The 14,189-nt window shown below is 40.3% G+C and carries 12 protein-coding genes; 6 read left to right on the top strand and 6 right to left on the bottom strand.

What is annotated here, in order from left to right; all coding sequences use genetic code 11:
• Positions 1-106 precede the first annotated feature (106 nt).
• The 3 genes from CXF95_RS07635 to pabB all read right to left on the bottom strand — a co-directional run bounded on the left by CXF95_RS07635 (position 107) and on the right by pabB (position 3,630).
• Positions 107-1,480, bottom strand: a complete 1,374-nt coding sequence (locus CXF95_RS07635) for an L-serine ammonia-lyase (RefSeq protein ID WP_101198139.1) — start codon at positions 1,478-1,480, stop codon at positions 107-109.
• Between the two features lie 133 nt (positions 1,481-1,613).
• The gene (locus tag CXF95_RS07640) at positions 1,614-2,180 is read right to left on the bottom strand and encodes a CoA pyrophosphatase (protein WP_101198140.1); all 567 of its coding nucleotides are present in this window, start codon (positions 2,178-2,180) and stop codon (positions 1,614-1,616) included.
• Entirely contained in the window at positions 2,173-3,630 is a 1,458-nt protein-coding gene (gene pabB, locus CXF95_RS07645) for an aminodeoxychorismate synthase component I (protein WP_101198141.1), read from the bottom strand. The genes CXF95_RS07640 and pabB overlap by 8 nt, the downstream gene beginning before the upstream one ends.
• 137 nt (positions 3,631-3,767) lie before the next feature.
• On the opposite strand from pabB, the gene CXF95_RS07650 reads away from it, so the two are divergent.
• Both CXF95_RS07650 and rmuC read left to right on the top strand, forming a co-directional pair.
• Positions 3,768-5,285 carry a fumarate hydratase gene (locus CXF95_RS07650; RefSeq protein WP_101198142.1) on the top strand — a complete coding sequence of 506 codons (1,518 nt, stop codon included), beginning with the start codon at positions 3,768-3,770 and terminating at the stop codon, positions 5,283-5,285.
• A 121-nt stretch (positions 5,286-5,406) separates the two neighbouring features.
• Positions 5,407-6,885 (top strand): DNA recombination protein RmuC, encoded by a 1,479-nt coding sequence (gene rmuC, locus CXF95_RS07655; RefSeq protein WP_101198143.1) that lies wholly within the window; start codon positions 5,407-5,409, stop codon positions 6,883-6,885.
• A gap of 381 nt (positions 6,886-7,266) precedes the next feature.
• Here the strand turns inward: rmuC and CXF95_RS07660 are convergent, their stop codons facing one another.
• Both CXF95_RS07660 and CXF95_RS07665 read right to left on the bottom strand, forming a co-directional pair.
• Positions 7,267-7,662, bottom strand: a complete 396-nt coding sequence (locus tag CXF95_RS07660) for a DUF3718 domain-containing protein (protein WP_101198144.1) — start codon at positions 7,660-7,662, stop codon at positions 7,267-7,269.
• Between the two features lie 284 nt (positions 7,663-7,946).
• Positions 7,947-9,743 carry a M61 family metallopeptidase gene (locus tag CXF95_RS07665; RefSeq protein WP_101198145.1) on the bottom strand — a complete coding sequence of 599 codons (1,797 nt, stop codon included), beginning with the start codon at positions 9,741-9,743 and terminating at the stop codon, positions 7,947-7,949.
• 154 nt (positions 9,744-9,897) lie between these two features.
• On the opposite strand from CXF95_RS07665, the gene CXF95_RS07670 reads away from it, so the two are divergent.
• The 4 genes from CXF95_RS07670 (at position 9,898) to CXF95_RS07685 (ending at position 13,169) form a co-directional block, all read left to right on the top strand.
• The gene (locus CXF95_RS07670; RefSeq protein WP_101198146.1) at positions 9,898-10,584 is read left to right on the top strand and encodes a PilZ domain-containing protein; all 687 of its coding nucleotides are present in this window, start codon (positions 9,898-9,900) and stop codon (positions 10,582-10,584) included.
• 93 nt (positions 10,585-10,677) lie between these two features.
• On the top strand, positions 10,678-11,139 hold the full coding sequence (locus tag CXF95_RS07675) for a DUF962 domain-containing protein (protein ID WP_101198147.1): 462 nt from the start codon (positions 10,678-10,680) through the stop codon (positions 11,137-11,139).
• 118 nt (positions 11,140-11,257) lie between these two features.
• Positions 11,258-12,361 (top strand): sensor histidine kinase, encoded by a 1,104-nt coding sequence (locus CXF95_RS07680; RefSeq protein ID WP_101198148.1) that lies wholly within the window; start codon positions 11,258-11,260, stop codon positions 12,359-12,361.
• On the top strand, positions 12,351-13,169 hold the full coding sequence (locus CXF95_RS07685) for a LytTR family DNA-binding domain-containing protein (RefSeq protein WP_232787710.1): 819 nt from the start codon (positions 12,351-12,353) through the stop codon (positions 13,167-13,169). The genes CXF95_RS07680 and CXF95_RS07685 overlap by 11 nt, the downstream gene beginning before the upstream one ends.
• Here the strand turns inward: CXF95_RS07685 and CXF95_RS07690 are convergent.
• Positions 13,164-14,153, bottom strand: coding sequence for a 6-phosphofructokinase (locus CXF95_RS07690; protein ID WP_101198149.1), 990 nt, complete (start codon positions 14,151-14,153; stop codon positions 13,164-13,166). The genes CXF95_RS07685 and CXF95_RS07690 overlap by 6 nt on opposite strands.
• Positions 14,154-14,189: the final 36 nt, after the last annotated feature.

A 14,189-nucleotide genomic window follows, 5' to 3' on the forward strand; every position in this document is an offset into this window, starting at 1 on the left:
GGCGTCATTTGTTAAAATGATGCCGTTTTTGTTTGACAGAATAGTTTACCCGAAAATACTTTGCGTAGCTCGTAGCTCGTAGCTCGTAGCTCGTAGCTCGTAGCTTTTAACACTCAATAATATTGACTGCTAAACCGCCTCTTGACGTTTCTTTGTATTTAGACTTCATATCGTTGCCTGTTTCCCACATGGTTTTGATGACCTTGTCGAGTGATACTTTGTGTTGTCCTGAGCCTCTTAGAGCGAGTCTGGAAGCGTTAATGGCTTTAATGGCTCCCATAGCATTACGCTCTATACACGGAACTTGTACTAAGCCGCCGACTGGGTCGCAGGTTAAACCTAAGTTATGCTCCATACCAATTTCGGCTGCGTTTTCAACCGCGTCTACCGAACCGCCGACTATTTCGGTTAATGCTCCTGCTGCCATTGAACATGCCACGCCTACTTCTCCCTGACAGCCTACTTCGGCGCCAGAAATAGACGCATTCTTTTTATATAAAATACCGATGGCTGCTGCAGTTAAGAAATAACGGCTCACTGTGTCTTCGTCTACCGGTTTAACAAATTTATCGTAATAACATAACACTGCTGGAATAATACCTGCTGCGCCGTTGGTGGGGGCGGTTACTACCGTGCCGCCGGCGGCATTTTCCTCGTTAACCGCTAATGCAAATAGATTGACCCAATCCATTGCGACCATTGGATCGGCATTTTTTTCGTTTTGTAAGCGGTGATATAAGCCCGGCGCTCGGCGCGTGACTTTTAAGCCACCGGGTAAAATACCTTCAGTATGAATACCTGTTTGCACACTTTTATACATAACCTGCCATATGTGCCATAGTTTTTTGATGATTTCTTGTTTGGGTTGAAATACTTCTTCGTTTTTCATCATTAATGAACTGATACGTAGACCGTGCTCTTTACTTAATTCTAGTAATTGTTTAGCGCTGGAAAAGTCATAAGGCACAGATTGTTCTTCGTGAATAAGTGCGGCTACTTTTTGCTCAGCAAAGTCTTGCTCTCGAATAATAAAGCCCCCTCCGATAGAAAAATAAGTTTGTGAGGTGATCACAGTCTTATTATTCATGGCATGAAACGTCATACCGTTTGGGTGTTGGCTGAGGGATTTACGACGATGGAAAACTATTGCATTGAGTGCAGGGAATTTGATTGTTTTTTTACCGTCTAGGTCGAGTTTTTGACAGCTTCTGACTTTTTCTAAAAAGGATTCAACCATAGAACTATCTATAGTTTCAGGGGCATGGCCAAGTAATCCTAAAATCACAGCTTTGCCTGTTCCGTGGCCTTTTCCTGTTTGTCCTAATGAGCCAAACAGCTCGACCTTAATCTGATCAGTGGTATCGAACAAACCTTGTTCCGATAATTCCCCACAAAAAGCTTTAGCAGCCCGCATTGGGCCAACGGTGTGGGAGCTGGAAGGGCCAATACCGATGCTGAACATATCAAAAACACTGATCATTTGTTTATTTCACTAGAAAAGATAAAAACTGATTGTGCTAGTTAAATGTGTTTAGAACAATAGCTGAGGATATAACAGCTTAAATAGCGCTGTAAAGATTGCTTTAAATGTTTACGCTTTGACGATAAAAACGTTAGAAATGATTCGATAGATTACGCACAAAAGCAGCTGTTGCGCCCCAAATGTTATGTTGCTTCCAAGGGATAAAGTACACCGGGAACTGCCCCTCTTTACGTTTAACCCAATGAATTAAATGATTATTTTGATCCATTAAAAAACTCAATGGCACTTCGAAGGTGCTTTCCACTTCATTTTTATCCAATATTAAGCGGGTTGGAGCAGAGACGAAGCCCACATAAGGTATCACTTCATATCGACTCACCGTGCGATACATAGGCAAGTTACCGACAACTTCTACTTTATAGGGGGGTAAACCTACCTCTTCGTGGGTTTCACGCAGAGCTGTTTCGACCAAAGAATTATCAGTTAACTCTTGTTTACCACCGGGGAAACTTATTTGGCCAGCATGATGCCTTAAGTGACTCGCTCTGACTGTAAACAACACAGTCAGCTCATTGTCGTATTCCATTATAGGTAATAATACGGCGGCAGGCCTGCCTGGCTCTCGAAGTGGAAAATCGGCCTCACTATTAATTTGTTTGGCATGATGAAATCGAGTGAGAAATTGTGCTTTATCCATGGGCCTTCCCAAGTTTCGACAATGAGGAGTATTGACTCAAGACAGGTAATATTTTTGACACCTTATCTAGGCTTTCTTGATATTCATCTTTTGCGTTAGAGTCGAGTACGATGCCTCCGCCAGCCCAGCAATGCATTATATTTTGATCGTGTGATTGTTCGCGTGATTTTTCGCATAGTAAAGTACGAATACATATATTGGTGTCCATGTCGCCAAACACGCCTAGATAGCCAATACTGCCGCAGTAAATGTTACGGTTGTTAGGCTCTAGTTCGTCAATAATCTGCATAGCACGTATTTTTGGCGCTCCGGTAATTGAGCCTCCGGGAAACGCACCTTGCAATAAGTCTATAGGGTTGCTGGTTGTTTTTAGCTTACCTGTGACGGTACTCACTAGATGATGAACTGCGGCAAAGCTTTCTAATTTAAACAGATCGGGCACATTGACAGTGCCCTGCTGGCAGTGTTTGCTTAAGTCGTTACGCAGTAAATCAACAATCATCAAATTTTCAGCTCGGTCTTTCTCGGCATTTAATAAGGATTCGATTTGTTGTTGATCTTGTTTAGCGTCGTTGCTCCTTGGCCTAGTTCCTTTTATGGGTTTCGTTTGTACCATGCGCTCATTTACGGATAAAAATCGTTCAAGTGAAATACTCATCACTACGCTTTCTGCTAAACGGATAAATGCAGAAAAAGGCGCATGATTTGCCTCTCGTAATAGTTGGTAAGCCTGCCACTCATCACCCATATAATGGGCTGAAAAACGCTGAGCTAAGTTAATTTGATAACAATCACCGGCCTTCAAGTAGGACGAAATACTCGACAGTTTTTGTGTATATTGCTCTTGGCTCATATTAGCTTGCCATTGACTGGTTAAACTAAAGGACTGTGACGTGTTTTTGCATTGCAGCATTTGTTGAATATCCTTGATCGAAGGATGGGGATATTGCTCCAAATAACACAGATAAAATTGCTGATTATTATTGTCTTTAATGATGCTCCACGCATAAATGCCCACGGCCATATCTGGCGTAGAGTACTCGTTCGCATTTTTATTTGGCAAGTTTTCAAAACGTTTACCCAAGTCATAACCAAACAAACCTAAAGCACCGGCCATAAATGGCAGTTTAGGGTTATCAGCAGATGAAACCTGATTGTTAGGCATATGTTTTTCAAGCAAATTTTGTACTAAAGACAAAGGATTGAGTAAACTTTCTTGATTTTGATTGGTGTCATGTTGCCACAGATTACTGGTATTGCCGATGGTGGTGATGGTGGCAATGGGGTTGGCAACCATTATATCGTAGCGGCCATCTTGATGTTGACTATCAGCAGAGTCTAAGAACATTGCCCATGGTTTATCCACAAAGTGGGCAAATATATCTGCCATTGAAAATTGACTGGTTAAATCCAGGGGACTGACTATTAATGAGTAAGTATGGTTGTTCATGGTGACTACTTTTAGGTACCTAAAAAAACAGCTGCTGAATTACTGAAGGCGCATCCGAATTGTCGTGGAGCAAATTGCGCTATCAGGTTATCATATCAATTAGTGAAAATTTAACCCAGACAATTTAAGAGGCATCTATGGCTGTTATCCGTCAGCAAGATTTTATCGACAGTATTGAAGAGTCTTTACAGTATATTTCTTATTATCATCCCCTTGATTACATCAAAGCGGTTGAAAAGGCTTACAACAAAGAAAAAAGTCAGGCGGCAAAAGATGCCATGGCGCAAATACTCATTAACTCGCGCATGTCAGCCGAGGGTAAACGCCCTTTGTGTCAAGACACCGGCATAGTGACCTGTTTTGTGAAAATCGGTATGGGTGTGCAATGGGATAAAACAGATTTGACCGTGCAACAAATGGTTGATGAAGGTACTCGCCGTGCTTATTTAAATCCAGATAATCCATTGCGTGCATCGATTGTCGCCGATCCTGCAGGTAAACGGAGCAATACGAAAGACAATACACCCGCTGTTGTGCATATTGATACTGTGCCCGGCGGTGAAATTGAAATTATGATTGCAGCCAAAGGTGGCGGCTCTGAAAATAAATCTAAAATGGTCATGCTTAACCCAAGTGATGATATTGCCGACTGGGTAGTTAAAACATTGCCTACTATGGGCGCAGGTTGGTGTCCGCCTGGCATGTTGGGAATAGGCATTGGCGGCACGGCTGAAAAAGCAGCGGTTATGGCGAAAGAAAGCTTAATGGATCCTGTGGATATTCAAGAATTAATGGATAGAGGCGCCGAGACAACCGAAGAAAAATTACGTTTAGATATATTCAAAAAGGTTAACGCCTTAGGTATTGGTGCCCAAGGGCTGGGTGGGTTAACCACAGTAGTGGATATTAAGATCATGTCATGTCCCACTCACGCTGCATCAAAACCTGTGGCGATGATCCCTAATTGTGCGGCAACCCGCCATGCACATTTTCGTTTAGATGGTTCTGGCCCTGCTGAATTTACGCCACCTAGGTTAGAAGACTGGCCAAAAGTGACTTGGGAAGTAGGCGAGGGCACGCGCCGTGTTGATTTAAACACTGTGACTAAAGAAGATATACAAGACTGGAAAGTCGGTGAAACGGTTTTATTGTCAGGTAAAATGTTAACGGGACGTGATGCTGCTCACAAACGTATTCAAACCATGTTAGCCAATGGCGAAGGTTTACCTAAAGGCGTGAACTTCGATAATAAGTTTATTTATTACGTTGGACCAGTAGACGCGGTTCGTGACGAAGCGGTAGGTCCGGCAGGGCCCACAACGGCGACTCGTATGGATAAATTTACCGACATGATGTTAGAGCAAACCGGCATCAGTGGCATGATTGGCAAAGCTGAACGTGGTCCTGCTACGGTGGCAAGTATTGCCAAACACAAGTCTGTGTACTTAATGGCTGTGGGTGGTGCTGCCTATTTAGTGTCTAAAGCGATTAAAAAGGCGCGAGTAGTCGCTTTTGAAGATTTAGGCATGGAAGCTATCTACGAATTTGATGTAGTGGATATGCCAGTCACTGTTGCGGTAGATAGCACAGGCGCTAATGCCCATGAAACAGGCCCCGCTATTTGGAAAATAAAAATAGCTGAAATGGAAAAGTAATCTTTTTCTAGTTAAAAATAAGTCGTTTTAGTTAGGCCCTGAACACGGCGGTAAATTACAGTGTTGTGATTTACCGCCTTTGTTTTTGGTAAATATTACAACAAGAGTAAAACACATTTCTATGAGTCAATTTAACGACCCTATTTTACTATCCATCTTTGCTGGTCTATTTTTATTTGGATGCTTGATTGGCGCTTTTATTATCAGTTTTAAAGTCACTAAAAGTGCGCAGCAAACGATTCAACAGAATAGTTTATTTGCAACTCAACAAGAAACACAACTAAGGGACCAACTTGCACAACAAGATTTGCTGATAAAAGCATCCATATCTGAGCAAAAAACTGCTCAGCAACAGCAAATGCTTACGCAGAATAAATTGGGGCAATTGACGCAACGAGTAGAAAGGATTGCAGAGCTAGAAACAGAAAAAAACTACTGGCAGCAACAACATCAACAAAGTAATAGACAGGCTAGTGAATTACGCACCCAATTAGAGTCGCAAGCGGCGCGCTTTGAACAAGAACAAATTGCTAGTCAGGATAAATTGCAGTTGTTAGAAGCTGCCGAAAAACGTTTACAAGAACAATTCGAAAATATTGCCAATAAAATATTTGAACAGAAACAAGAAAAGTTTAGCCAATCCAGTAAGGCTGGCTTGGCTTCTATTTTGACACCTTTAAAAGAGCAGATTGAAGGCTTTAAAAAACAAGTTACAGATCAATATGTTAAAGAAGGGCAGGAGCGAGCATCCCTTAAAACTGAAATTTTGGGTTTAAAAGAGCTTAACCAGCAAATTACTCACGATGCCGCTGCGTTAACCAAAGCTTTAAAAGGGGATAACAAAGTCCAAGGTAACTGGGGCGAGGTGGTTTTAGAAAGAGTGTTAAAAGAATCGGGACTGCGGGAAGGTCACGAGTTTGATACCCAAGTTGCCCTAAAAAATGAACAAGGGAAAAGTTACCAGCCAGATGTGGTGGTACATTTGCCGAATGATAAAGATGTGGTGATTGACTCCAAAGTATCCCTTGCTGCCTACGAGCGTTATTTTAATGAGCATGATGATGAATTAGCGCGAGTTGTGCATTTAAAAGAACACGTCAACTCGTTGCGCAACCATATAAAAGAACTCGGTAAAAAAGACTATCATGACTTAAAAGGCATTCGTACCTTAGATTATGTGCTGATGTTTATCCCCATTGAATCGGCGTTTTTACTTGGAGCAGATCAAGCCCCTGAGTTAATGAAACTGGCTTTTGATAACAATATCATGCTGGTCAGCCCAACAAACTTGCTGGTGGCATTGCGTACTATCAACAATATTTGGCAATACGAATATCAGAATCAAAACGCACAAAAAATTGCCGATAATGCAGCTAAGTTATACGACAAGTTCCATGGATTTATGGTGGATATGGATAAAGTGGGTAAAGCCATTGAATCAAGCCAGAAAAGTTTTGAAGGCGCTATGAATAAACTGTCTACAGGTAAAGGCAACCTTGTAAGACAGGTAGAACAGTTCCGTAAATTGGGTGTTCAGAGCAATAAAAATATGGATAAAAACTTACTAGATAGTGCCGAAGTTGAGGATGAGCAAGAATAGCAGCGAGCTTTATAGCGTTGAGTCTCAGAGAAAGATAAAAGATTATCGCTGTAAACCGCAGCGCTCTGTGGTTCAAAAATATCTTAGATTATTAGTATTTCAACTTTAAAAGCGTTTAATCACAGAGGAAGAGGAGCGCTTCGCTGCACAGAGGAATATTCTGTTCAATATTATAAGTGTTTGTGTATTAAGTTTATCTTCTCAGTGAGCTGTAACCGGAATGCTCTGTCGATTATATTTCATTTATCTTTACGCAAAAAAACGGCCTCAAAAGAGGCCGTTTTCCTAGGGTAAGTCGCTTTCTGTTTAAAGAGAATGCTACTTACCTACCATGTTGAACGTTTAGTTCGTTCGCGAACAATTCTTTACGAAACTCGAAACTTAAATCCTGTTGTTCAGTTCAGCTACTATAGGTAATGCATCTAAACCATTTTCAGAAGCCCAAATTAATACTGTTTTTCCGTCCGACTCTGGTGAGCTTAAGTCACCTCTAGGCATTTTTTTAATCATCAAGGTACCTGTTTCCACCGAGTCATTAAGCATAGCTGTGCGAATAAGGCTGTTACCACCACAAGAAACCCCTGTGTAGTAATCTTTAAGCTTCATTCTAAAGTCAGACTGAACACGTTTCATTTTTTTACGTAATTCGCCTTTGTCATCAGCTTTAACGATAGTGCAGATGTTTTGTAATGCTTCGTTTATGTCAGCTTGTGCGTTGCCCGCAGTAAATAAAGAGATAGAAGCGATTGCGATAGAAGTTTTAACTATTTTCAACATGGTTAAGTTCCTCGGTGTTTTAGTTTATTTGCAGCCGTTGCTGCGTTTTGATGTAGCTATTAAAGACCATTTGAATTGATTCAAAAATCTGCAAGGTGATACTTAGGTATGAGGTGTGATAACTTTGTTAGATTCATTAAAAGAGTTTTTAAAATCTCGATAATTTCAGATTTTAAAGCAATTGATTTACTAGATGGGCTAGTTAATCAATTGTCATATTCTAACCTGTTGTTTTTGGTCGCGTTGATTTTTAGAACGCGGTATGCCCTAAACGCAAATTCACATTAACTCAACCAACTGTCACATAGTGCTTGATCAATGATCTCTAGGGCTATGGTGTCGCAGGGTGCAGCACTGACGTTGAAAGTCAGTTGTTTGAGTTTTTTATCCCGTAATACGCTTAGTTGGGCAGTTTGGCCGATAGTTAAACAGTTGACCTGTGTCACTAAGTTTTCTTTATTTATCTCCCATCTATCAATGGCTATCAACACATCACCTACTTGAATCCCGGACTCGTAAGCGGCAGTTTGCTCCGTCACTTGCATGATTTGTACGCCTATTTCTTGTGCTTTTATTTGTGCACCAAATTCGACTTTAATCGGGGTGGTTGTTTTTACACCTCCCTTGTCATCAAGGTTTTCTCTTGGTGAAAAATGGCATTGTACGCCAAATTTCTCTAACAACTCGTTGAACGGTAACTCTTCAGTGGAATATAATGCAGATTGGAAAAAATTATTTAAGTCTATATTCAGCTGTGTTTTGAGAATATTTTGGACAACGTCTACTGGCGTTGGGATGGCGAGCTTTCCGTGTTGGCTCCACAAATGCCGCATCACATCGTCTAAACTAAAATTTCCGTCACTTTTGTTTTTTATCAGTAAGTCCAAACACATAGCCAAAACAGCGCCTTTGTTATAATAACTGACGATATTATTCACGGCACTTTCATCTTGTTTATAAAACTTGGTCCAAGCATCAAAACTAGACTCGGTAATGGTTTGTTTAAAGCGCCCTTTATTACGTAGTAACCGAGTGAGGTTTTGGGCGACTACTTTTAGATATTCAGTTTGGGTACTAAGACCACATCTAAAAAGACTAAAATCGTCGTAGTAGCTAGTAAAACCCTCATAAATCCATAATTGTTCTGTGTATCGCTCTGTGTCTAATGCTGCACCAAACAACTCTTGAGGTTTGATCCTCTTTACATGCCAAGTATGAAAAAACTCATGGCTACACAAACTTAGAAATACTCGATAGCCATCTGTCATTTGTGCTGCATCAGATAAGCTGGGCAGATCATTCCTACTGTACATTAACGCGGTGGAGCTGATATGTTCTAGTCCACCAAAAGCATTATCTGTTAGCAGCGTGATAAATTGATAACGCTTAATCGGCGGTGTATCGGCAAAGAATGCAATATGGTGCTGACATACCTTGGTTAAATCTGTTGTTATGCGTTTCACATCTGCTTGATGTCCTCCTGCGAGTATTAGTTCAAACTCCACACCAGCGGCAGAAAATGGCAAAATATCAAATTCACCCATTAGTACTGGATGATCAATCAACTCTTCGTAGTGAGCTGCCCAATATTCCCCAAATGCATGTGTATCTTGCATTTCAGTTGGCATAGTTGTGGCAACCTTCCAGTGGGATAATTCTGGTTGTAAAGGTTTTTGCAACGTTAACCCGCAAGGTTGATCTGTTTGCCCAACAACCGCCAAAAACATATTGGTGCCATTTAAAAACGCTATTTCATCATTGATATAGGCGCTTCTAACTGATAGGTCGAAAGCATAAATTTGGTACTTAATGGTCAGTGTTGTGTTAACTGCTTGTACTTGCCAGGTCTGTTTGTCGAGCTTTTGGATGTTTATATCTGTTCCCGTATCATCCTGAGCACTAATTTTGACAATGTTTTTGGCAAAATCACGGATCATATAACTACCTGGTATCCAGGCTGGCAAGGTCAGGACCTGCCCATTTCTAGCAGGATTTTCAATGCGTAAGCTGACATCAAATGTATGTCCCGCGATAGATGAAACGTTAATATGGTAATGAATGGGTGAGGGATGGGTATGCATAATGTTTCTCTGTTTGATGGAAATGTAACGATTTTAATGCTCTGTTCTTGTAAATACCGTAATATGTTGTTGTTTCTATGAACTTTATTTAATATTAACTTAGAAGGTGTAAAGCCAATGATAACAACAAAGGTCTTCAAGGATTATTAATTAAATGGCAATCTTGCAGGAAAAAGTTGGACTGACGAATGAAGATTTAAGAAAGCTCCGATCTATGCGGCCCGGCAGACCTATTGATTTACAATTGTCTACGACCACTACGACCAAAAGGGTGAGAACCGAGTTCGTAGGTATGGATGGTACCCGTTGTATGATTTTCAGATTCCCAGATGAAGGTAAGTGGGGATCACTGGGTGATGGGATTTTTAAAGACAAAACGATGATCGCTAGATATATCCTTGAGGACGATACCGGTGAAATCATTGCCTTCAAAGTTAAAGTCATATTAGTTACCACTAAACCCAGTCATTTGATTTTTACTAGTTTTCCGCTGATTATTCAAAGTCATGATTTACGTGCCGAGCCCAGATCAAAAACTCGGATTGCTACCAGTATGTTTGATGCACAAAGTGATTTAGCGATATGCAACTCTATGGTATTGGATATATCAGTAAATGGTTGTCGAATGAGTATTGATAAAGGTGGCAGCAACACTAAGCCAAAGATTAAACAAGTTGTGAAAATGTATTTCGCGGGATCCAAAGACAAGGAAATATTCCTGATTGGCACTATTATGAACAGTAACTCCGATGAAGTTAGTCTATATTACGGCGTCAAGTTTGAAACACCTAAATCAGAAGTTAAGCAGTTATTGCAAGATCTAATGTTGGTGACTGGTTAAATTGTAAATATAATCGTTAACTTGACAGGTTTTAATTGATGCAAGTCAATTGAGTTGTTAAATTAGCGTTAATAATATGTCAGCGAGATTTACATGCGTCAAATAGAATTTCTGTTAAATGAGTATGGCGAAAGTCATAAAAACAAAACCAATATTCTTATCCATGCAATAGCAGTACCGGCAATATATTTTGTCACGCTAGCGCTTGTATGGTCTATTCCCACTCCTGCTTTTCTGGATTATTTTGCTATCACCTGGGCGCATATTCTGGTTATCCCCACTTTATATTATTACTTTCGTTTGTCTGGGCCAATAGGCGCGGCTATGACGCTGTTATCCGTATTGTCTTTATATGGAATTGTTCTGCTGGAGTCCCTAGGTATTTCTGTTTGGCAGTTCAGTCTCACTTTGTTTGTAGTGATGTGGATTTTGCAATTTATTGGACACAATATTGAAGGTAAAAAACCTAGTTTTCTAAAGGATTTACAATTTTTATTGGTGGGACCTGCTTGGTGGTGGGTGCATTGGTTAAAACGTTTAAACATCAATTATTAACCACACTGATTAATTCTACAATCAGGTGCGATCAAACACCGCTAATCTAAGACCAAGTGAACGTTTTCTTGGTCTGTTTTTTGTATAATTACTTTCTGTCTATTATTCAGGAATACATGTGCCTAAGTGGGAAAAACTAGTCGATAGTCGAGAACGCTTGTTTTGGACCTTGCATACAGCAGGTTGGTGTGGTTTTGCTATCATTTATTATATCGGCTCATTTCTACAAGACATGCGCAGTATATGGCTATTTGTCATAGTACTTAATGCCTATGCAGGATGGTTACTGACGATCCCACTTCGATATATATATCGCAAGGCATTAACTTTAACACCTCTCAAAATGCTCATTCTGGTGGGGGCCAGTTTGTATTTTACTGCGTTGATTTGGACTTTAGTTAAAAATGTCAATAACTGGGAAATCTATAAAAAAGGCTACCGGCCAGAAGAATGGTATTGGTATTTTAAAGACACCATCAATTCTTTAATCATGATTGGATGTTGGACTGGCGCTTATTTTGGCGTCAAAAACTATCAGATGTTACTCAGAGAAAAACAAAATGTGCTGAAAGCGTCTTCTATGGCCCATCAAGCACACATTAAAATGCTTAGATATCAGTTAAACCCACACTTTCTTTTTAATACCCTGAATGCTATTTCAACACTTATTCTTATGAAAGAGAACAAAACAGCTGAAGCTATGGTCAGTCGTTTAAGTGACTTTTTACGTTACTCACTTGATAAAGATCCCATTCGCCGTGTCCCGCTTATTCAAGAAATTCAAGCACTAGAACTGTATTTGGAAATTGAAGAGGTGAGATTTGAAGATCGCCTATCGGTAGTTTGGGACATAGAAGAAAAGACTAAAAGTGCCCTGGTGCCAAGTTTGATTTTACAGCCTATTATAGAAAACTCCATAAAGTTCGCTATTTCCAAACTAGAAAGCGGTGGATGTATCAGCATTACAGCTAAAACTTTTGGTCGTGTTTTGATGCTAAACGTAAGTGATAATGGTCCTGGTGCTGAGATTAAAAACGGGCAATTACCTGTCAGCAAAAATGGAGGGGTAGGGTTACATAATATTCAGGAACGATTAGAAGCTTTATATCTCAATAAACATTCTTTTGTGATATCCCATAATTATCCAACGGGTATAAAAGTGAACATCCGTATTCCATACGAAATAAGCGAGAACTCAAGTGACAAAAAAATTGAAAATTAGCACTGTCATAGTTGACGACGAGCCACTCGCCCGTAAAGGATTGTCCTTACGATTGGCTGAGTTTGACAATATTGACATAGTGGGTGAGTGTAAAAATGGTTTAGAGGCTGTAACACTTATTCCCCAAGTGCGTCCTGACTTGGTTTTTTTAGATATTCAAATGCCCGGGCTGAATGGTTTTCAAGTTATCAATAAACTACAAGAACTAAAACAACCCATCCCTTTAATTGTATTTGTGACTGCTTTTGACTCCTATGCCATCAAAGCTTTTGACGTACATGCTTTAGATTATGTCCTAAAACCAGTGGATGAAAGGCGTCTCAGAGACGCTGTTGATAAAGTTCAATTGACACTAGAGCGTAAACAACAGGATGGTAATAATCAAAAACTGACCAGATTAGTGGCTGATTTTACCGGTGACGATTGTGAAGATATTTTACGAAAATTAGCCAGCGGTGAAACCATTACTGCTAACCCTTATCCTGACATTTTAGCAATAAAAGATGGTTCCGAAGTGACCCGTGTGGCAGTCAATGATATTCAATGGATTGATGCCGCTGGTGATTATATGTGTGTGCACGCAACGGATCAGACCCATATTATGCGCCGAACTATGAAAGAGCTAGAAAAGGATCTTGATCCCAAAAAATTCGTTCGTGCCCATCGTTCGGCTATGGTTAACATTATGTTTGTGCAAAAAATGGTCAGTCATATTAGTGGCGAATACCACTTAATATTAAATAATGGCACTGAACTCAAAGTCAGTCGTAGTCATCGAGATCGTGTTAAAGAGATGATTAAATTATAATAAACAAAACAATTGTTGTTGGATCTTCAACAAATATTCATCTAGAGGCTTTTTTTGTTGCCAACTTATTTCAAGAGGCAGCGTGACTAATTGATTATTGTGTTCACCCACCATGACATCGTTTTGACCTGCCAAGGCTTGCTCAATCCCGTAAGCGCCCAACTTAGTCGCTAAAATCCTGTCTTGGCTAACGGGTGAACCCCCTCTTTGTACGTGTCCTAAGATAACGGGGCGACATTCAATTTGAGTCTTATCAGTGATCATTTTCGCCAGCGTGATAACCCCACCGGGTAATAGGTTTTCACTCGTCACAACTATGTAACTGCTAATACCTCGTTGTCTATACACTGCATGCAGATGCTCAATAATGTTATCCACTTCTAAATCAATATCATTGCAAGCTTCTGGGACTATCACTCTATCTGCAGCAGATGCTACTGCGGCATTCAAGGCAATAAATCCTGCATGTCTGCCCATCACTTCAATTAAAAATATACGCTCAAAAGCATCTGCGGTATCTCGCACTTTATCTATGGAATCGAGTGCGGTTTCTATTGCAGTATAATATCCAATAGTGGCATCTGTACCGCTTATGTCATTGTCTATGGTGCCAGGTAAGCCAATAACTTGCCCTTTGTAGTATTTACATAAATGATGAGCACCACGAAAAGAACCGTTACCGCCAATCACTAACAATGCATCTACATTTAAAGCCTGTAGGTTATTGGCTGCGGCTCGACCACTTTCCTCAGTATGAAAATCCTCACAGCGACCACTTTTTAATATAGTGCCGCCTCGCTGAATGATATTAGTCACATTGGCAGGGGCGAGTAGTTTAAACTCTTGGTCTATTAGGCCGTTATAACCATGTTTATAACCGATCACTTCAAGTTCATAATGTTCGGCTGTGAGTACAACTGAACGAATACAAGCATTCATACCAGGGGCATCACCACCAGATGTTAAAACAGCGATTTTTTTCATAACTTTCTCTTCTATGTGAACTGTATAAATAGCTTT

Source organism: Paraglaciecola sp. MB-3u-78 (assembly GCF_002835935.1).
GTDB lineage: Bacteria > Pseudomonadota > Gammaproteobacteria > Enterobacterales > Alteromonadaceae > Paraglaciecola.